Raw genomic sequence first — 19,391 nt, 5'->3', positions numbered from 1 at the left:
TGTTCCCGGTAACATAAAAACAATAATTTATCCCTACCGGAGAAAAATATATGCCATTAGTCATCGTTGCGATTGGCGTAGTGCTGTTACTGCTGCTAATGATCCGCTTTAAGCTAAATGGCTTTATTGCCCTAATCCTTGTCGCGCTGGCGGTCGGTGTGATGCAGGGAATGCCTGTCAATAAAGTGATCGGTTCCATCAAAGCCGGTGTGGGCGGTACGCTCGGCAGTCTGGCGCTGATCATGGGCTTTGGTGCCATGCTCGGCAAATTACTGGCTGACTGCGGTGGTGCACAACGGATTGCCACAACGTTAATCAGTAAGTTTGGTAAGAAATATATTCAGTGGGCGGTGGTACTGACCGGTTTTACCGTGGGCTTTGCACTGTTCTACGAAGTTGGCTTTGTGCTGATGCTACCACTGGTGCTGACCATTGCGGCGGCTGCCCGCGTCCCGTTGCTGTTTGTCGGTGTGCCGATGGCGGCAGCGCTGTCAGTGACTCACGGCTTCCTGCCTCCTCATCCTGGCCCGACGGCAATTGCCACCCTGTTCCATGCCGATATGGGGAAAACTCTGCTCTTCGGCACGCTTCTGGGGATCCCAACGGTAATCCTTGCCGGACCGGTTTTTGCCCGCTTCCTGAAAGGCATTGATAAGCCAATCCCGCAAGGGTTGTACAACCCGAAAACCTTCAGTGATGCAGAGATGCCAGGCTTTGCGGTCAGCGTCTGGACTTCGCTGGTACCGGTCGTGCTGATGGCGTTGCGGGCGGTTGCTGAAATGGCGCTGCCAAAGGGACATGCGCTGTTGCCGTATGCCGAATTCTTCGGTGACCCGATAATGGCAACGCTGATTGCCGTGCTGATCGCGCTGTTTACCTTCGGTCTGAATCGCGGCCGTACTATGGATGAAGTGATGGGCACCCTGACCGACTCCATCAAAATTATTGCGATGATGTTGTTGATTATCGGCGGCGGTGGGGCGTTCAAGCAGGTGCTGGTGGACGGCGGCGTGGACAAATACATTGCAGGGATGATGGAAGGCAGTTCAGTCTCGCCAATCCTGATGGCGTGGTCCATTGCGGCAGCCCTGCGTATCGCGCTTGGCTCGGCGACCGTTGCGGCAATTACCGCAGGCGGAATTGTCGCGCCAATCATTGCCACTACCGGGGTCAGCCCTGAACTGATGGTGATTGCGGTGGGGTCGGGCAGCGTGATTTTCTCGCACGTCAACGATCCGGGCTTCTGGCTGTTTAAGGAGTATTTCAACCTGACCATTGGTGAAACCCTGCGTTCCTGGTCAGTACTGGAAACCATCATCGCCGTGTGCGGCCTGATTGGCTGCCTGGCACTGCAGGCAATGCTCTGATACTGAATGGCCTGCAGACGACGGGAAATCTTGCCCGCCCTCTGCAGGTTTCCCTCAGGTTTATTCTACCACTTCAATTTTTCTGCACTGGCCAACGCCATATTAAATTTAACGAGAGCTGAAAGATAAATGATCATTACCAGAGCTCTTCATGGCCGAATCAGTCATGCCCGTGGTTGTTTTCAAAGATGGGGCGAAGTTTCTCGTCCCAATTTTCTTTAAAAGTAATTTGGAATGTCAGATATTATATTTCTTTTCAATCATAAATGATGGCGCTCTCCAATTAGGACCCATAATAGCCATTCCTTTGTCGTTTTCTGAACGTTTCTCTTCCTCAATCAATTTACCGTGCGTTCTTAGCAGTAAGCAGGAAGCAACTGCTTCAAAATTATATCTTTCATACAACCGGTCAATGCCTGGATATGATGTTAATGGAGCAAGGAAAAGTAAGACATCTTCAACGCTCTCATTTTCAATCATTTTTTTTATAATCGGTCATTTGTTTTTCCTTAATTCTTGTTTTTTATAGGCATCCAGAGCTTCAGGTGTATACATTGGTTGTGTCCGTATATCAATTTTGTAATCTTATAAAGTTTCTGTATGAGTTTTGTCTGTGTGCGCTAAGCTGATAGTATTTATTTTTCCTGTAAAATAAATATATTCCCATGCTAAGGTGATTTTTTACTTCGTGTATTTTAATCAATGCTATCGCAAAGGGAGTATTTATAAAAAATTAGCGAGATTTTTTAATGTCTTATGATGATATCTTTAAAGGATGAATGTATCCTTATCAAGGTGTTTATAAGGTTCTTGCCTGTCAATGCCCCGACCTTTTGTGACGATGCTCAAGCTTCAATTTTATTATGGAACGCTAATGTTAAGGGTGGAGTTCTCCACCCTGAAACTCTAAACTGTAGTATCTATCTAATATAATATTTATTTTCGACCATGAAGTCAGGAGCTTTCCAGTTAGGGCCAGTTTTATAACCTGGAATTAACTCCTGAGAAGCTTTGAGGTTTTCAGCTTCATTAATTAACCTTATATTATATGACTCATATTTTTCGCTAGCTTTATGGATGTAAAAAAACCTGTCTAATGATGGATGTGACATACCTTGCTCCCGGCGCCCAACTAAGAACAAAATAACGTCTTTCATTTCTTCATTTTTAACCATTGCATCAAAATCATACATTTTAAATTCCTTAATTATTCGTGAGTGTAATCTAACGCATCAGGAGTATATAGCAGCGATTGATCAGAGCTTAGTTTATAATCCTCCAAGGTTGCTGTGTGGGTATTATTCCAAACCTCACCTTCATTTTTTGGTAACTCACCGTCTTTAACTCCCAAGGCTCTGTATCGTTCCAATTCTCTGATTTCATGAGTATAAAACCGTTTGTCGGTATCGGTAGTATCCAATTCACCTTTAAGAATTTTTTCCAGTCGATCAATCATGACATTGTTCTCTGTACTATCATTGAATCGCCCTGTATGCAATTTCACCTTATCCACACCTTCACGGTCAATTTCGGCTCCTCTCCAGTCCAGATTTTGAATCGGACCGCCTGCATTGTCAGTATTGTAATCCCGACCGCTGTATTCGCCTTTCGCATTAGTTTTGCCATAAGGGTCATTCAACATCACCTAGACTGGCTCCACGCCCGTCTCGCTTTCGTCAAGCTGCCAGTAGATAAAATCCCGCAGGTCACTCCGCGCTTAAGCAAGTCAAATATCCGACAAATTCTCATTTGTCGGACGTTGATTAAAACATGCTTATTGAAAACTAACTGAAACTATTCGATACCGTATTTTTTCTCGGTTACGAAAGCAGGGGGGGCCCAGTTTGGGCCCTTGATTACTTCACCTTTGTGATCCTGTAGAACTCCAGTTTTAAACAATTCATCATATTTTTCTGCCAACTCACCACTTGTTACCACTTCAATCCTATTATATGTGAATAATCTGTCCAACTTCCGATAGTCAGACGTTGGTCCCAAAAAGGATAATACATCCTCAACACTTTCATTTTTAATTATTTCAGTCAAAGAGATCATTTTGTTCCTCCAATAGCATCTTTTAATTCCTGTTTATAAGCTGCTTCTAGTGCCTCTTCGGTGTAAAGAGGTTTATCTTTTTCATTTATTTTGTAATCCTCCAGTGAGGCAGTATGCGTATCGTTCCATACAGCTTTTTGTTTCTTAATACTTTCTGGTGATTTCCCATCTTTTATACCTAAGTTCCTGTATCGCTCGAGCTCTCTAACCTCATGTGTATAGAAGCGTTTATCGACATCCGTGGCCTGTATCTCACCTTTTAGAATTTTCTCCAGACGGTCAATCATGACTTTGTTAGCATCTGATTCATTAAACCGGCCAGTATGCAATTTCACCTTATCAATACCTTCACGGTCAATTTCAGCACCTCTCCAGTCGAGATTTTGTATCGGACCGCCTGCATTGTCTTTGTTGTAATCCCGGCCGCTGTATTCGCCTTTCGCATTGGTTTTACCATAAGGCTCATTCAACATCACATAGACTGGCTCCACGCCCGTCTCGCTGTCGTCAAGCTGCCAGTAGATAAAATCCCGCAGATCGTCTTCCGTACCTGGTGTGGTCGTGATCTGTATATTATCAACCGGTTTTATTTCCGTTCCTGTATGAAGCGGTGGGGCAGGAACGGGAACCTGAGGGGGTATATCCAGTACGGGGTTTAACGGGTCACTGCCGGGAAGTACGCCGGGATATATTTCAGGCTGCATAACTTGTGCAGCCTCAGCCAGATAAGGGTTAACCAGAATGTTTCGGGCTGGCCGTCCTGGTTGAGCTGGCACCGTAATGCTATCCAGACCGCTATTCTGATCCCGTTTTGCCTCAAGTACCTGAACTGTGCGGGATATTTTGCCGTCACCTGTTTTCATCAGCTTCAGCGCCAGGCGACCGTTATCCATCACCAGTGCGCCCCGGACAGGCATGTCGACCGTTTTCATTCCGGGCTTAACAGAATCACGGCTACCGGTCAGCAGCGATACCGGAACAGTGAACAGAGCCGCTACGTCGCGTCCAGGAACCTGGTCGCTGCCTTTACCCGCCTCAGCAGGCCAGAAACCAGCAACAATTGCTGCGGCGCTGAGACTGGAAGCGCCCAGCAAAGCGGAAACACCTCTTGATATAGCATTGCTTATTGCTGTAGATGCTGCGCCGGAGGTGACTAATGTTCCTTCACCAGCAACAGCCATCTGAAATCCACCGTGAGCGGCGCGATTAAAGGTCATTGCGCCAGCGGCCTTCATTAATTCATTGACTGAAGGGACAAAATATCCTGGCACCTGATCCTGGGGCTGCAGTCCAACCGAGTTTAATGCTTTATTTCTGGCCTCATCTACCTCTCTGGCTTGAATTCTTGCCTCATTATATGCATTTACAGCTTTGCTGTAGGCTTCCCTTGCGTTTTCTTCTGCTTCGATTCTGGCAAAATGATTCTGCATTTCTTCAAAAGTAGCTTTGGTTCTCTCGTTCAATTCAGCTTGTGCTTTTGCCCTGGCTTCTGCCTCAGCTTTTGCTTTAGCTTCTGCCTCAGCTTTTGCCCTGGCTTCTGCCTCAGCTTTTGCTTTGGCCTCTGCCTCAGCTTTTGCTCTGGCCTCTGCTTCGGCTCTTGTTCTGGCCTCTGCTTCAGCTCTTGCCTGAGCATCGGCTGCAGCAGCCTGTTCCGCAGCTTGTTTTTGGCGAACGTAATTAATGACGGCAAGCTCTGCCTGCGCCTCTTTTGTCGCCTGTTTTGCTTTCCTAATTCGTTGACCAGACTGAGTGCTGTTCGCTAATTTTGCATTGTCAGCAATGGTTTTATTCAGTGCTGCGATACGTGCATCGGAAATATCCCCCTTATAGGAAGCACTGCTGCCCGCGGTGCTGTTACTGCTACTCGTCCCCTTACCACTATTACCATAGTCGTGCAGCAGATCTGCTGGTGCCGGACCTAAGTTAATTCCTCCTGGTTCGAAGTCATTTAATTCTACAAATCCCACGGATAATAAAGATGATACGCCAATAAGATCGCCATCTTCATTGATATAGTAATAGTTGAAAATACCTGGGTCGATACCAGCCGTACGGGAAATTGCATCTGCTCTGTCACGCGGAACGTTCTTTACTCCGTTATTTCCCTTTGTATTGCCATTACCTGAAGTTGAAGAACTGTCGCGGTCACCTGCATGTCCCTGCGGGCTATCTCCGCCAGGCTTAGAGCTGCTTCCTCCATCGGCGGTTACATTCATTGTCCCTTCGTCACTCATGTCACTCTCCTTTTATTTTTAAATTACTCCATCTCAACAACCTTCATATTGCACAATGTCTAATTTGGTTTTGTGACCGATGTAGAATAAAGGGTTTTTTAGAATTGTAGCGATTTAATTAATTGAACGGGCATGGTGTTATTTAAACTGCCTGTGAATAAGATGTTTGTGGCTTGTTGTTAGTTAAGTGATTGTCGTTAGCTGATTGGTTTTTATTTTGACGTTTATGGAGTGCTCGGTAGTTTAAATTTTACGGAAGGTATTTCAGCGATGAGGCGAAAAATATTTTTTGAGCTGTTTTAAATGCAAAATTCTCATTTTTTTAACAAACCCGGCCTCGAGCCGGGTTTTCAATATTAAATAAATTCCGCCAGTTCGCTCTCCGACATGCCAGCTTCACGGGCGGCAGCCAGAATTTGTTGCCAGGTATTGGCATCAACCGGTATGCCATCCCGCAGCCGTTCTGCCCGCTGTGCCTCTTCAAATTCACCTGGAACCTGAATCGGCTGGTCATCTGCCTGCGGTGAGGCTTTCACCCAGTCGATAAAGGCTTCAGCTTCTTGCTGCATTTGAGGGGCATCAAAGGCTTTTGGATCAAGAATGATAGTGGTCATGCTGTTAAAAATGGCTTCCACGCTGGTCTGCAACGAGCTTTGGTGCGTGGTCTGGCCGCCGGACAATGCGCCGCCGAGAATTTCGCACATTACCGCCAGCCCGTAACCTTTATGTAGTCCAAACGCCAGCAGCGAGCCGTAGGGGGTTTCGTGCATCACCGAGGGTTCGACAGTTGGCGTTCCCTTATGGTCAATCAGATTGCCCGGCGCTACCTGGACACCTTTATTCCAGGCAACGCGGGTTTTACCAAAGGCAATGCCGCTGGTGGCGAAATCCAGCAGCAGGGGAGGCTGCTCTTTACGGGGGAAAATGGCACAAAAAGGGTTGGTCCCGAAGCGGCGGTCACTGCCATGGAACGGAGCGACCATTGGATCGCCCACCACATTAACAAAATGGAAGGAGATCAGACCTGCGCGGGCGCACTGCTCGGCCCAGTGGCCAACACGGCCTATATGGTGAGTGTTGCGCAGGGCAATCGCGCACATTCCCAGTTGTTGCGCACGTTCAATACCCAGCGACATCGCTTCACAGGCTGCCACCTGACCAAACCCGTTATTGCCGTCCACCGTCAGTACCGCACCAGCATCTTTTACCACCTGTACATGCTGGTTCTGCTGCAGATGGCCCTGCTGGCGCGAAATCATATAGCTGGGGATCATCCCGACACCGTGCGAGTCGTGTCCGCTCAGATTAGCCTGCACCAGATGGTCAGCCACCAGGCGGGCTTCCGTCTCGCTGCTGCCTGCGGCACGCCACAGCGTCTGTACCAGCCGGGTAAGCCTGTCGCTGTCGATGCTTATTTCGCCCTCGTTTTGTCGCATGTTTTTTTCTCCATTCACTCCATGTTTACTGTTTATTTTTAAACGATTAATTGCTCACTGTCGTGGCAATCGTTGAAAAAAACGTGGGCTGAAGGGCTGGATTTCATTAACGGAGTTGCTAATAATTACCCAAAATAAGTATACTATCACCTTGAAATACTTTGATTTTTTTGACTAAAGCCAAATTTATGACGGCGATAAAAAACACCCTCCTTGTTAAGGCAAATTTGCCACATTTCAGGCGCAGGTCAGCCGGTACTTTGCTTATCCTTTGGGGATTGACGCAGTATGGAAAGTGAACATAATGAAGCCATCCCGACGGTCCCCGAACTGTCGCTAAAGGGGATCCCCTCGGAGATCCTGCGGCTGGGCAAACGCCTGGCGGATACCAAATACCAGATTGATATGCTCGGCAAAACCGGTTGGGGAGAGCTGACCGGTAACCTGCATGGTCTGGAAGCAAGCGGTGAATGGGATGGCCCGGATGATGCGCTGACCTTCTTCAGTAAAATTTTCCCCTTTGCGATGTTGCCTGCACAAACCGAACCGCTGGGCGTATTTCAGGTGCCCACTGAGCGGGTCATTGCCCGCAGCTGGCGCTGGTGGCCGGAACACCTCAGCGGCAGCAGCGAAGAGCGGCTGAGGGAACATCTTGCCAGCCCGTTTGCTGCCGAAAGCACATCCTGGTACTTTCTTCCTGCGCTCGGCGTGCTGCTGGCAGGGCAGGGACAAAGTCGCGTCAACTACTGCCGCCAGCGGCATATTTCCGCCATTACCGCGCGGGTCAGCAATCTGAACTATCCCCCGGCCGACCGCTTCCGCCTTTATCATGTTAATAAAGGCGTCTCGCGCCAGAGCTGGGTGGTGCTGAACAATCGCTATCTGCAACCGGTGCTGTGGCCGCGTATCACGCTTCCGGCGCTGACAACTTATGGCGTACACAGCGCCACCTGGCCGCTGACTTTTCCGCCTATCAGCCGTATTTTTGAAGAGTTGTACCATCCACAGCCTGCGGAAGATTTTGTTGCACCCTGTGTCGATCTTGAAGCGGTAAAAGCAAAAATCCGGGCAGAGCAGGAGGCCGAAAGGCGCGCCGTCAAGCCGGTGAAAATGGCGCTCAGCGAGATGGACATCACCAATATCTGGCCGGTCAGCCTGACGCTGTCCTTCTTCTTTATTCTGTCGCTGGTGGTGGCGGGATTAACCGTTGGAGAAGGGTGGGCGGGCTGCATCAGCCTGCTGGTCTGTGGGATGGCGGGCAGTCTGCTGCTGTTCCTGGCGACGCCGGTCTTCCTGGTCAGTAAGCGCCATCATCGCCAATGGCAGCCGGAAGTGCCGGAAGAACCGCTGCCCGTTGAGGAAGCAACGACCATTAAAGAGCCGCCGCCAGAAACCTGACGGCAGGCGCTACTGCACCAGATGATGGCTGATGGCGTACTTAACGATATCGGCATTGCTGGAAAACTGCATCTTATCCATCATCCGTGATTTATAGGTGCTGACGGTTTTATTGCTGATCGACAGCGCATCGGCAATGGCGTTGATGGTTTCGCCGTGTGCCAGCATCAGCAGGATCTGGCGCTCGCGGGTGGTCAGCGTTTCATGCAGGGCGCGGTTGCCGTTCTGATATTCGGCAAACACAATTTCCTGCGCCAGATCGTGGTCGATATATCGCGATCCCTTCGCCACGCTGCGTATTGCCGTTAACAGCGCATCCGGATTTTTATCTTTGGTGATATAACCCAGCGCACCACAGTTCAGCACCCGCCGGGCAATCTGCGGCTCGTTGAACATGCTGAGCACCAGAATCGGCAGGCTTTTGTACTGTGAATGGATGCGATTAATTAAATCTTCCCCGCTGATCCCGGGCATGGAGATATCCAGCAGCAGCAAATCCAGCCCGCCGAGCCGCAGCCTTTCGAGCACCTGGCTGCCATCACCGGCTTCCCCCACCACTTCAATATTTTCATCCAGAGCAAAAATCTGCTTCAGTCCCTCACGCATTAGCGCGTGGTCATCGGCAATCACTAACTTAATAACTTCATTCATCCTGTTTCCCTGGTCGGAGCCCTGGTAAATGTACAAGCATAGTGGCTCACTGTGACTGTCTGGCTGTCAGTGGCAGCGTCAGCTCCAGCTGTGTCCCTTCCCCGGGGTGGCTGGTGATGGTCACCAGGCCATTCAGCATATCCACCCGCTCTTTAATCCCCATCAGCCCGAACGCATCGTGGCGCACGTTCTGAGTTTTAAACCCTTTGCCGTTATCGCGTACCTGTACCACCACTGACTCGCGGCTGGTCTGCACGATAATAGAAACCTTGCTGGCCTGCGCATGGCGGGAAATGTTGGTCAGCGACTCTTGTACCACGCGGAACACCGCCGTCACGGCCTGATCGCTGAGCGCCACCGGTTTATCTTCCGGCACGATCAGCATGCAGCTGCAGCCGCCGTTTTTGACAAATTCATCGCGCAGCCACTCAAGCGCGGGCACCAGCCCCATATTCAACATATTCGGCCGCAGGCGCGTGGAGACATCCCTGACCACCTGGATGGTGCTGTCGATCAGCGTCATCAGATAATTCACCTGCTGCGTGACCTGCTCCGGGCTGCCAGCCTGCATACCAATCACCGACAACCCGGCGCGTAAGCTGGTCAGGTGCTGGCCCAGCTCATCATGGATTTCACGCGCCATATGTTTGCGTTCCTGCTCGGTTTGCTCCTGCTGATTGCTTGCCAGCAGGCGTAGCTGGTGATGGGCGGCGCGCACTTCATTTTCCACTTCCCGCAGGCGGCTGATATCACGGCCCACCGCCAGAATGGTGACCACTTCGCCTTTCAGATCGTACTCCGGCACGCAGCGAACATGCAGCACCATTGAGCGATCGCCAAAACGGGCCTCCAGCTCCGCCTCGCTTTTTTCACCCCGCGCCAGGGTGTTGGAGACGAGCCTGAACAGCCGCATACCCACCTCATCAAAGGGGATGGTGTCCGTTAAGCGCCAGCCGCGTGCCTGCTCTTCGCTGCAGCCAATCAGCTCCAGCACCAGCGGGTTGGCGTACCGGCAGCGCATATCGGTATCGAAGCGGGCCATCAGATCGGGGGAGTTCTCCACCAGCGTCCGGAACTGCTGCTCCTGTTGCAGATAGCGCTCGGTACGCTGCTTCAGCTCACGGACATCGCGCACCACGCAGAGCACCAGAGTCTGCCCCTGGTGTTCATAAGCGCTGGAACTGACCTCCACCGGAATAATTTCGCCGCTGCGCATCCGGTGTTGCGAAGTGAAGCGGATCCCTTCCGGTCGCAGGCTCAGTTTCCACCACAGCGCGGCGACATCCGGATCCTGCAATTCTCCCTCAATATCGGCATAGCTTAATCGTATCAACTCGCGATATTTATAACCCAGCATTTCGCAGGCTTTATTATTGAGATAAGCCAGACTGGCATCCGGCGCGACTAAATAGATGGCGTCATTGACTTTGTCAAGGGCAAAGTCAGGCAAAATAGCCCGCCCGTCGTGAGGGATTTTAGTCACATTAAAGCTGAATATTTCAGAAGAAAGCATTTCTCTCTCTGATTGTGCATAAATGAATGTGTGATAAGCATATATTATTACCGCTTACCCGGCGGCACCTGGAATTTTCCCATCAAGGAACAATTACAGCAAATATTTCCTCTGGTGACCATCAATATTCATCTGAAAATTGAGCTACCACGCAGATAAATAAATTGATCGCGCTACAATCTGAAAAATTAGCTTTGTTCAGCTTATTGTGCTTTTCAGTGCCTCCCTGACGCGGGAGAGGCGGGATTTTACCGTACCCAGTGGAATGTCCAGCGAGGTTGCCACGTCCTGGTAGCTGCCATTGCGTTCCACCAGGATAGAGAGCATCTGGCGGGTGTCTTCCGGCAGTTTATCAATGGAATGGGCCATTACGCTGAGCAGTTCATCATTAGCGATGATGTCGCTGGGATCGCAATCATGAATGAGTTCCAACACGTTATCTTCGTTAAGGCTGTCGAACAAAAACCGGTTCTGATGGGTTTTGTAATAGTTGCGGATCAAATTGGCGGCGATGCCAAACAGCCAGGTTTCCGGGCGGGAAGCGCCTAAAAACTTATGACTGTTGCGCAGCACTTCCACGCAGGTCATTTGCGCAATATCTTCCACGTCTTCCCGGTTGGAGACGCGCTTACGAATAAAATTATGCAACTTGCGATTCTGCTGACAGAGGATCTCCTGCCATAAAATAACGACCGGTGCTTCAGGTGAAAATGACAATTCTGCGGTTGAAGAAGTTAACATTGACTTGCTCCTGAAATTAATTAACAGCCTGCAGAACGTCATATAGCAAGGAGTGTGCCAGGCGAAAAAAAAGCGTGAGGCGGGGTTATTCCAGTGTTCTTTATTTTAATTAAGAATTATCTGAGACAAAACATGGCCGTAATCGGGAAATAGCTGTGCAACTTTTAACACTAATAACGGCGGTTTAAAGTTTCAGTAAAATCACACATTTTAAATACCAGTTATCCATTTTTTTATTCGGGAACTTATTGTCCTTTGCCGCCACGTAAGAGAATCGCGAAATCAACCACGAGTGCGCAATGATAAAAGTTCAGTCCTCACTTCAGTTTCAGCAGGCGATGGCAAAAACGCTGCTTAAGCAGGATGTCCCGTCTTCGCGAACGGCGGGCGCAGACGTGCGTGCGCGACCGGTGAATACCCAGTCGGCCGCAGACTCGCTGACGGATTCGCTGGAAGAGATCGGCATGATGTTCAGCGAAAAGGTAGAGAAGAAAACCAAAGGGCTGAACCGGCGGCAGATTAATACTCAGCATCTGCGCAGCAATCGTGGTGCGGTGGAGCGTATCGAACGACTGGCTGAACTTTATCAACTGCTGGACGGACAGCAGCAGGATCGGCTGGAAACGCGGCTCAGTGCGCTTAAGGGCGTGCTGAATAAAGGGCAGGAACCGGAGGCCGACGCGCTGGTCGAGGCTGCTGATAACGACCCTGCACGCTGCGATTTGCTGTTGCGGATGACCCTGCGCGAGGCTGACCGTAGTGGCGACACGCAAACTGCGGCTGCGGCCAGTCACGGGCTGGACGCACTGCATGAACATTATGGCGATAAAGTGCGGGCGGGGCTGAATACCGCTACGGCGATTGCCAGCTTCACCACCGACCCGACCGAAAAGCAGTCGATGCGCAACCTTTACTACCATGGGATCGTCAAGCACCAGTCGGCTTCGGTGATCCTCGACAGCCTGCTGGAGCGCTTTGGTCGTGCGCAATTTATGCCGGGCCTGCGCACTTTGCAGCGCGCGCTGGCAGAAGATATCGCCTCGCTGACGCCCTCACTCTCTTCCCGATCGCTACACAAAATCCACCTTGGTCTGAGCGAGGCCGGGCAACTGACTCAGCTGATTGCCGACAGCGACAAGCTGCTGGATCGGCTGCGCGCGGGCGGCAAAATTCCGCCTTCCGCACTGAGCGGGCTGGATATGACCCGCCGGTTGCTTAACGTGGCAGAAACCGGGTTGCAACCCCGGGACATTACCTCAATCGGCAAAGAGTACGCCGGAGAAAAACCCGCGGCGCAGATGCGCTTCCTCAACGGTCTGCTGCCGCTGATGAACGATATGCCGCTGATGCTATGGCGCGACCGCAAAAACCGGACTGAAGCGTCGAATCTGCTGCGTGGGGTGATCACCATGCTGGTCAATAACGAGAACAAAGCAGCGGCGAAAGGCTAGCGGGAGAAGGGTATGAACAGCATGTTTCTGGTTCTGAATCGCATCGCACTGGGCGCCATGCAGCGCTCCGAAATTATCGGGGCGATGTTCGCGATGGCCATTGTTTTTATGCTGATTATCCCCCTGCCGCTGGGGCTGATTGATACCCTGATTGCCGTGAATATCTGTCTCTCCTCGCTGCTGGTGGTGCTGGCGATGTACCTGCCGAAGCCGCTGGCATTCTCCAGCTTCCCGGCGGTGCTGTTACTGACCACCATGTTCCGCCTGGCGCTCTCTATTTCAACCACCCGTCAGATTCTGGTACAGCAGGATGCCGGGCATATCGTGGCGGCGTTCGGCACCTTTGTGGTGGGCGGCAACCTCGCGGTCGGGATGGTGATGTTTCTAATCCTGACGGTGGTCAACTTTCTGGTGATCACCAAAGGATCGGAAAGGGTGGCGGAAGTGGCTGCCCGCTTTACGCTGGATGCGATGCCGGGCAAGCAGATGTCGATCGACAGTGATTTGCGCGCCGGCCTGATTGATGTCAATACCGCCAAACGCCGCCGTGTCGACCTGGCGAAAGAGAGCCAGCTGTTCGGAGCTATGGACGGCGCAATGAAATTTGTGAAGGGCGATGCGATAGCCGGGCTGGTGATCCTGTTTATCAACCTGATCGGCGGCTTCAGCATCGGTGTGATGCAGCTGGGCATGCCTGCCGGTGATGCGATGCATACCTACTCGGTGCTGACCATTGGTGACGGCCTGATTGCCCAGATCCCGGCACTGCTGATCTCCCTGACGGCCGGGATGATCATCACCCGCGTCTCGTCCGACAGCGACACCAGCGAGGATAACAACATTGGCCGGGAGATCGCCGAACAGCTGACCAGCCAGCCGAAAGCCTGGATCCTCTCCTCGATTGGCATGTTTGGTTTTGCGCTGCTGCCAGGGATGCCGACCGGCGTGTTTATCATGCTGGCGGTTCTGACGCTGGCGACCGGCAGTTTTCAGGTCTGGCGGGCGAAAAGGGTGCTGGTGTCGAACCTGCCGCAAATGGAAAATGAGGTGATCCCACCAGAGCTTAACGGCACCGAAGATTTACGCCAGTTCAACCCGACGCGGCCCTATCTGCTGCAGTTTCCCAGCAGCGCACGCGGCACGGCAGAGACGCTGGAGCTGGTGCAGGCAATCCGCCGGATGCGCAACAGCATCGTTTATAACTACGGCTTTACTTTGCCCGCTTTTGATATCGAGTTTCAGGACGCGCTGCCTGCAGATGAATTCCGCTATTCGGTCTACGAAATCCCACGAGTGATCGGCACGTTCAACGTTGGTCTGCTCGCTGTCAGCAGCAAAGATCATCCTCAGTTGGCGGAAGAAGAGGGCGTGGTTGCCGGAATGGATACCCGCCGCGAGAGCGAGCTGTTGTGGCTGCCAGCCGGCCATCCTCTGTTGCAAAACGAAGACGTGCCGCGCTGGAATTTCCATGACCTGCTGATGAAGCGCATGGAGAACGCCATCCACGCCAGCGCCCCGCATTTTATCGGCCTGCAGGAAACCCGCGCGCTGATGGGCTGGCTGGAGACAGAACAGCCGGAGCTGGCTCAGGAGTTGCAGCGCGTGATGCCGATTGCCCGTTTCTCCAGCGTGCTGCAGAACCTGGTGGCGGAACGCATTCCGCTACGCTCGGTGCGGGCGATTGCCGAGGCGTTAATCGAGCATGGTCAGCACGAACGCGATATCAGCCTGCTGACCGACCTGGTGCGCATCTCGCTGAAGGAACACATCTGCTATCAGTACACTCAGGATGACGGCCTGCACGTCTGGCTGCTGACCCCGGAGATGGAAGAGCAGCTGCGCGATGCACTGCGCCAGACGCAGAGTGAAGTCTTCTTTGCCCTGACCCAGGAACAAAACATGGCGATCCTCGGGCAGCTTCGCGATGCCTTCCGGCCTGAAAATCCGGGCATCGCAGTGCTGCTGGTGGCCCAGGATCTTCGCAGTCCACTGCGCGGTTTGATTCAGGACGAACTTCACCAGGTGCCGGTGCTGTCATTCGCGGAGCTGCAGTCCAACTTGTCGATCAACGTTGTCGGTCGTCTGGATCTGGACGAGTCCGTCGAGTCCTTTGATGCTTAAGGAGTGGGTTATGTTTGAGCTACGAGTGCTGAGCGGCCGCCATCAGGGAGCGGCTTTACCCGTCAGCGGCGGCCAGTGGACGCTGGGCCAGGCTGACGATGCGGATCTGCTGCTGACCGATGCGGGAGTGGCTGCACATCACGCCACGCTGCTGTTTGCAGAGCAGCGCTGGCAGCTCCAGGCGATGGAGGGCAAGCTTCTGACTGCTGCCGGAGAAGAGCAGGAGCTGTTGGATCCGCTGGAGCCGGATCGGCCTTTTGCACTGGGCGATATCTGGCTGAGTCTGGTCCCTGCTGAACTGCCGTGGGAAGAGATGCAGGCGGCTCCCGAACCCCCAAAACCCGCTCCGGTTCAGGCCGCTCCAGCCGTCACAGCCACACCAGCCCCTTCGCGTACTTTCTCCCGTGGCGTTCAGGTGTTGTCCGTCAGCCTGATCCTGTTGCTGAGCTTCACCATTATCAGTTGGATCCTGCAACCCACCGTGGCCCAGACCTCTACAACAGGTTCGAACCGCAAAGTGCTGGAGACATTGCAGGAAGTACGCCCGCCGCTGGTGGCGATGCTGCGCGACCGTGGGCTGACACCGGGCGTGAAAATCGACATGGATAAAGGGCGGATGATCCTGAATGGCGAGCTGAATAAAGACCAGTTGCAAATTCTTGAACGAATGCTGGTGCGCTTCCAGACGCAGTACAGCGTAATGCCTAAGCTGGTGAACAACACCCGTGCGCGCAATGCCAAACTGCCGTTCCGTATCGTACAAATTACCACCGGCAAGCGGGCCAATGTGGTGACCGATGCCGGTGAGCGCTTGTTTATTGGCGATCAGGTTGATGAACTGCGGCTGGTTGCCATCACCTCCAGCGAGGTGGAGTTTGCCGGACGTGAACACATTAAGGTGAACTGGTGATGCAGGCCCTGACCGCTCAGCTTGACGACTGGTTTGCTCAGCATCAGCAGCGCCTGGCCCGCTTTGCGCCGGTGGAGATTTATGGTCGCATTACCGGCATCAGCGGCATTTTGCTGGAAAGCAGCCTGCCGCGCGCGCGCATCGGCGATCTGTGCCGTATCGAAGGAAAAAACAATACCCGCGTGCTGGCGGAAGTGGTGGGGTTTAATCCTCAGCACACTTTGCTTTCTGCTCTGGGGCAGCTGGACGGTATCGCCCAGGGGGCACGAGTCACGCCACTCTATCTCCCTCACAGTATTCGCGTGTCTGACCAGCTGCTGGGCAGTGTGCTGGATGGATTTGGTCGGCCGATTGAAGAGGGCAGCGTCAGTGCGTTTGCTCAGCCTGGCGAAACGGGCGCTAAACCGGTGCTGGGAGATGCGCCGCCGCCAACCGAGCGACCGAGGATCGACACGCCGCTGCCAACCGGCATGCGAGCGATTGATGGTCTGCTTACCCTGGGCGTGGGGCAGCGCGTGGGGATTTTCGCCGGAGCAGGCTGCGGCAAAACTACCCTGCTGGCTGAACTGGCGCGTAATACGCCCTGCGATGTGATTGTTTTCGGGCTGATTGGCGAACGTGGCCGCGAGCTGCGTGAATTCCTCGACCACGAGCTGGATAGCGAACTGCGCAGTCGTACCGTGCTGCTCTGCGCCACGTCAGACCGCAGCAGTATGGAGCGTGCCCGCGCCGCCTTCACCGCCACGGCAATTGCGGAAGCCTTCCGGGACCAGGGGAAAAGCGTGCTGCTGATCCTCGATTCTCTGACCCGTTTTGCCCGTGCCCAGCGTGAGATTGGCCTGGCTCTGGGTGAACCTCCGGGCCGTGGCGGTCTGCCTCCCTCAGTCTATACCTTGCTTCCCACGCTGTTGGAGCGGGCCGGGCAGACTTCCACCGGGGCCATCACCGCGCTCTATTCGGTGCTGATTGAGCAGGATTCCATGAACGATCCGGTCGCCGATGAGGTGCGATCGCTGATCGACGGCCACATTGTGCTGACCCGCAAACTGGCGGAGCGGGGCCATTATCCCGCCATTGATATTCTCGCCAGCCTCAGCCGTACCATGAGCAGCGTGGTGGCGCGGCAGCAGGTGAGCGAGGCGACCGCAATCCGCCGGCTGATGTCGGCCTGGCAGCAGGTGGAAATGCTGATCCGCCTGGGAGAATACCAGCCGGGCAACGACAGCCTGACCGATGCGGCCGTGGAGGCTCAGGGGGCGATCAATGGCTATCTGCAGCAGGCAATGCGCGATCCGTCCGGTTTTGACCAGACCTGTTTTCAACTGTCAGAGGTGAGCCGTTATGCGCCGTCATAGTAATCCTGAACCTGAAACCGACACTGATGCCGCCGCGGCTGAACTGCAGCGAACGCTGAACCTGCTGTTACCAATCCGCCGCCAGCGCCTCAGCCGCAGTGAGCGGCAGCAGAGAGAGCAGGAGCAGGCTCTGCGGAAGGTTGTTGAAAAAACCACAGAGACAGAGCAAAGGCTGGAGGAACGCCAGGGGGAATACCAGCAGCTGCGTCAGGCGTTTGTGCAGAAAAACTGTGGCGTGCAGCAGGCGAAATATCGTCTTGAGCGCGCGCTGGAGCAGGAGCAGCACGCACAGCAGCAGGTGGATGACGAACGCCTCAGTCTGCATCAGCTGGCCCTGGCCCGCAGCGAGCAGTTGCAGCGGGTAGAACAGGCGCAGCAGGAAACGCGCCTGCGCCTGCGTGAAATGGAGAAGCTTAACTATCTGCTACAGCAACAGGAGATTGCCGGATGATCCGTAATCTCTCTCAGGCGGCGCTGCAGCATCAGCTCCAGCAGGCTACCGAGCGGCAGACGCAGCAAAAACGCGATACCCAACGGCATGCCCGCAGCCAGTTTTTGCAGGCGCGTGATGCGCGAAACCGTGATAACCGTGGAGCGTTGCCTCCGCAGCCCGACCGTACCCGGCCTGCTGCGGCTATCACTAACACTTCTCCCCGTTTTGAACCCCGCCGCCCAACGCGCGAGGAAGATGACCTGTTCAGTTCGCTGCTGGACAGCGACGACGTGATGAGTCCGCTGCTGGCTTTCAACGATGCAGGCTCCGATCAACAGCAGGGTTTCTCTCAACTGGAGGAGAGTGTCGGTAGCGCCCCTCCGGCGATGGCGATGTGGCAGGAGATTGAACCGGCGCTGGCAGACGCGATGAGTTCTCAGCCACCGGGGGAAATGCAGCTGACGCTAATCCTGCCGAAGTTGGGCCATGTTGATGCGTGGATGTCCGCCCTGCCTGCTGGCGGCTGGGATATTGCCCTGCATCTGCAGCCTGCTGCCTGGCAGGCGCTGCTGCCCCATCAGGAACGCTGCCGCTTCTCGCTGAGGCAGAGAATGGCCTGCCGGGTGCGCCTGCGTTTTGAACGTCGTGAACAGGGTGAACGTCAGGAGCCGGACTCATGAACGCCTTAAATTTCCGGCTGGTCAGCCAGCAGGAGGCACAACTGCGTCAGCGCATCGGCGCAGGGCTTCTCTATCCCTTTACGCTGGCGGGCGAACCTGGCGTTTTGCGGCTGACGCTGGCCGATGATTGCCAGGTTGCGGAGATGAGCCACTGGCGCTGCGATGCGGGAATGCTGCAGTTTTCGGACGCGCAGCCGGTGCTGTCACTGATGTCCGATTGCCCGACTTTTGCCCATGCGGAGCAGGCTCCTGAACAGGACTGGTACTGGCCGTGGTGGCATCAGCAACTTTCTGCCGAACTTCTTACGCTGTTCGGCCACTTAAGCCCTGAGCAGGAGAACGTTGAGACAGGCGAGTTCCTGCTCAGGCTGAATGTGGGGTGGGGCATGCAGCGCGCGCAGAGCCTGTTGGTTCTCTCCGCCCGGTGTTTGTCATCGCTTCTGAAAAAATCCGGATGGCAACAGGACGTAATGCCGTTACCGGAAAGCATGACGCTTACTTTGCCGATGATTATCGGCGACTTAGTGCTGTCGCCAGCGGAGTTGCAGTCCCTGCGACGCGGGGATCTCCTGCTGCCTCCGCAGCTGTATTTTACCCCTGAGGGGCGCGGTGTGGTTCGCTGCGGCACCCGTCTGTTACAGGGGGAATTGCAGATGCAGCCTGGCACGATGGCCCATTTTTATCTTACCGAGATGGAGAAACGTAACGTGACCCTGACCCCTGACGAGTTTGAGCACGAACACCAGAACCACCCCGAGTCCCACTGGGACGCTGAGCCGGTCACTGAGGCGACTGATTTTGCCCCGCTGCCGCTGTCCCTGTCGGTTCGTTGTGGCCAGCTCAAACTTACCCTGGGCGAGCTTACGACGCTCAGCCCTGGCGCAATGGTGATGATTGAGAACGTCACCCCGGGGGAAGCGATCCTCTGCCACGGTGATTATCCGCTGGCTAAAGGGGAGCTGGTGGATGTGGAAGGGAAGCTGGGCCTACAAATTACTCACGTGCTGCCGGGCAGCAAGAACCCGCTGAACGGGGGCACCTGGTAG

At 53.7% G+C, this 19,391-nt stretch carries 18 protein-coding genes; 9 read left to right on the top strand and 9 right to left on the bottom strand.

The features are described from left to right. Nucleotides 1–50 precede the first annotated feature (50 nt). Entirely contained in the window at nt 51–1,367 is a 1,317-nt protein-coding gene (gntT, locus tag GSQ70_RS17675; protein WP_158783765.1) for a gluconate transporter, read from the top strand. Between the two features lie 237 nt (nt 1,368–1,604). Here the strand turns inward: gntT and GSQ70_RS17670 are convergent, their stop codons facing one another. From GSQ70_RS17670 to GSQ70_RS17645, 6 genes are all read right to left on the bottom strand, one after another. Beyond that, the gene (locus GSQ70_RS17670) at nt 1,605–1,847 is read right to left on the bottom strand and encodes an immunity protein (RefSeq protein ID WP_158783764.1); all 243 of its coding nucleotides are present in this window, start codon (nt 1,845–1,847) and stop codon (nt 1,605–1,607) included. Nucleotides 1,848–2,287: 440 nt separating this feature from the next. Further along, on the bottom strand, nt 2,288–2,560 hold the full coding sequence (locus GSQ70_RS17665; protein ID WP_158783763.1) for a hypothetical protein: 273 nt from the start codon (nt 2,558–2,560) through the stop codon (nt 2,288–2,290). Nucleotides 2,561–2,574: 14 nt separating this feature from the next. After that, nucleotides 2,575–3,009 carry an S-type pyocin domain-containing protein gene (locus GSQ70_RS17660; RefSeq protein WP_233268340.1) on the bottom strand — a complete coding sequence of 145 codons (435 nt, stop codon included), beginning with the start codon at nt 3,007–3,009 and terminating at the stop codon, nt 2,575–2,577. Nucleotides 3,010–3,161: 152 nt separating this feature from the next. Further along, a complete protein-coding gene (locus GSQ70_RS17655; protein WP_233268339.1) occupies nt 3,162–3,422 on the bottom strand; it encodes an immunity protein in 261 nt (86 codons plus the stop codon). Continuing rightward, nucleotides 3,419–5,656, bottom strand: a complete 2,238-nt coding sequence (locus GSQ70_RS26045) for an S-type pyocin domain-containing protein (RefSeq protein WP_233268338.1) — start codon at nt 5,654–5,656, stop codon at nt 3,419–3,421. The genes GSQ70_RS17655 and GSQ70_RS26045 overlap by 4 nt, the downstream gene beginning before the upstream one ends. A gap of 356 nt (nt 5,657–6,012) precedes the next feature. Next, nucleotides 6,013–7,092 carry a malate/lactate/ureidoglycolate dehydrogenase gene (locus GSQ70_RS17645; RefSeq protein ID WP_158783762.1) on the bottom strand — a complete coding sequence of 360 codons (1,080 nt, stop codon included), beginning with the start codon at nt 7,090–7,092 and terminating at the stop codon, nt 6,013–6,015. Between the two features lie 288 nt (nt 7,093–7,380). Between GSQ70_RS17645 and GSQ70_RS17640 the strand changes: the two genes are divergently transcribed. Then, entirely contained in the window at nt 7,381–8,490 is a 1,110-nt protein-coding gene (locus GSQ70_RS17640) for a hypothetical protein (protein ID WP_158783761.1), read from the top strand. 9 nt (nt 8,491–8,499) lie between these two features. Here the strand turns inward: GSQ70_RS17640 and GSQ70_RS17635 are convergent, their stop codons facing one another. The 3 genes from GSQ70_RS17635 to GSQ70_RS17625 form a co-directional block, all read right to left on the bottom strand. After that, nucleotides 8,500–9,141, bottom strand: coding sequence for a response regulator transcription factor (locus GSQ70_RS17635; protein ID WP_158783760.1), 642 nt, complete (start codon nt 9,139–9,141; stop codon nt 8,500–8,502). Between the two features lie 46 nt (nt 9,142–9,187). After that, a complete protein-coding gene (locus GSQ70_RS17630) occupies nt 9,188–10,654 on the bottom strand; it encodes a PAS domain S-box protein (protein ID WP_158783759.1) in 1,467 nt (488 codons plus the stop codon). A gap of 198 nt (nt 10,655–10,852) precedes the next feature. After that, nucleotides 10,853–11,395 (bottom strand): RNA polymerase sigma factor, encoded by a 543-nt coding sequence (locus GSQ70_RS17625; protein ID WP_158783758.1) that lies wholly within the window; start codon nt 11,393–11,395, stop codon nt 10,853–10,855. Nucleotides 11,396–11,694: 299 nt separating this feature from the next. On the opposite strand from GSQ70_RS17625, the gene sctW reads away from it, so the two are divergent. From sctW to GSQ70_RS17590, 7 genes are read left to right on the top strand one after another with little or no spacing between them, the layout of a single operon-like run. After that, nucleotides 11,695–12,846, top strand: a complete 1,152-nt coding sequence (sctW, locus tag GSQ70_RS17620; protein WP_158783757.1) for a type III secretion system gatekeeper subunit SctW — start codon at nt 11,695–11,697, stop codon at nt 12,844–12,846. Between the two features lie 12 nt (nt 12,847–12,858). Continuing rightward, nucleotides 12,859–14,967: a type III secretion system export apparatus subunit SctV gene (gene sctV / locus GSQ70_RS17615; RefSeq protein WP_158783756.1), complete on the top strand. Its 2,109-nt coding sequence runs from the start codon at nt 12,859–12,861 to the stop codon at nt 14,965–14,967. 10 nt (nt 14,968–14,977) lie between these two features. Beyond that, nucleotides 14,978–15,877 (top strand): FHA domain-containing protein, encoded by a 900-nt coding sequence (locus GSQ70_RS17610; RefSeq protein ID WP_158783755.1) that lies wholly within the window; start codon nt 14,978–14,980, stop codon nt 15,875–15,877. Further along, nucleotides 15,871–17,232: a type III secretion system ATPase SctN gene (sctN, locus tag GSQ70_RS17605; protein WP_370521118.1), complete on the top strand. Its 1,362-nt coding sequence runs from the start codon at nt 15,871–15,873 to the stop codon at nt 17,230–17,232. Before GSQ70_RS17610 ends, sctN begins: the two co-directional genes overlap by 7 nt. Then, the gene (locus GSQ70_RS17600) at nt 17,219–17,683 is read left to right on the top strand and encodes a hypothetical protein (RefSeq protein WP_158783753.1); all 465 of its coding nucleotides are present in this window, start codon (nt 17,219–17,221) and stop codon (nt 17,681–17,683) included. Before sctN ends, GSQ70_RS17600 begins: the two co-directional genes overlap by 14 nt. Continuing rightward, the gene (locus GSQ70_RS17595) at nt 17,680–18,345 is read left to right on the top strand and encodes a type III secretion system HrpP C-terminal domain-containing protein (protein ID WP_158783752.1); all 666 of its coding nucleotides are present in this window, start codon (nt 17,680–17,682) and stop codon (nt 18,343–18,345) included. The genes GSQ70_RS17600 and GSQ70_RS17595 overlap by 4 nt, the downstream gene beginning before the upstream one ends. Beyond that, a complete protein-coding gene (locus GSQ70_RS17590; protein ID WP_158783751.1) occupies nt 18,342–19,391 on the top strand; it encodes a FliM/FliN family flagellar motor switch protein in 1,050 nt (349 codons plus the stop codon). The genes GSQ70_RS17595 and GSQ70_RS17590 overlap by 4 nt, the downstream gene beginning before the upstream one ends.

It is taken from the genome of Pantoea sp. BAV 3049, from assembly GCF_009765445.1.
Classification (GTDB): domain Bacteria; phylum Pseudomonadota; class Gammaproteobacteria; order Enterobacterales; family Enterobacteriaceae; genus Erwinia.
Note: the sequence above shows the minus strand (reverse complement) of the source record. Positions and strands in the feature narration are given on the sequence as shown.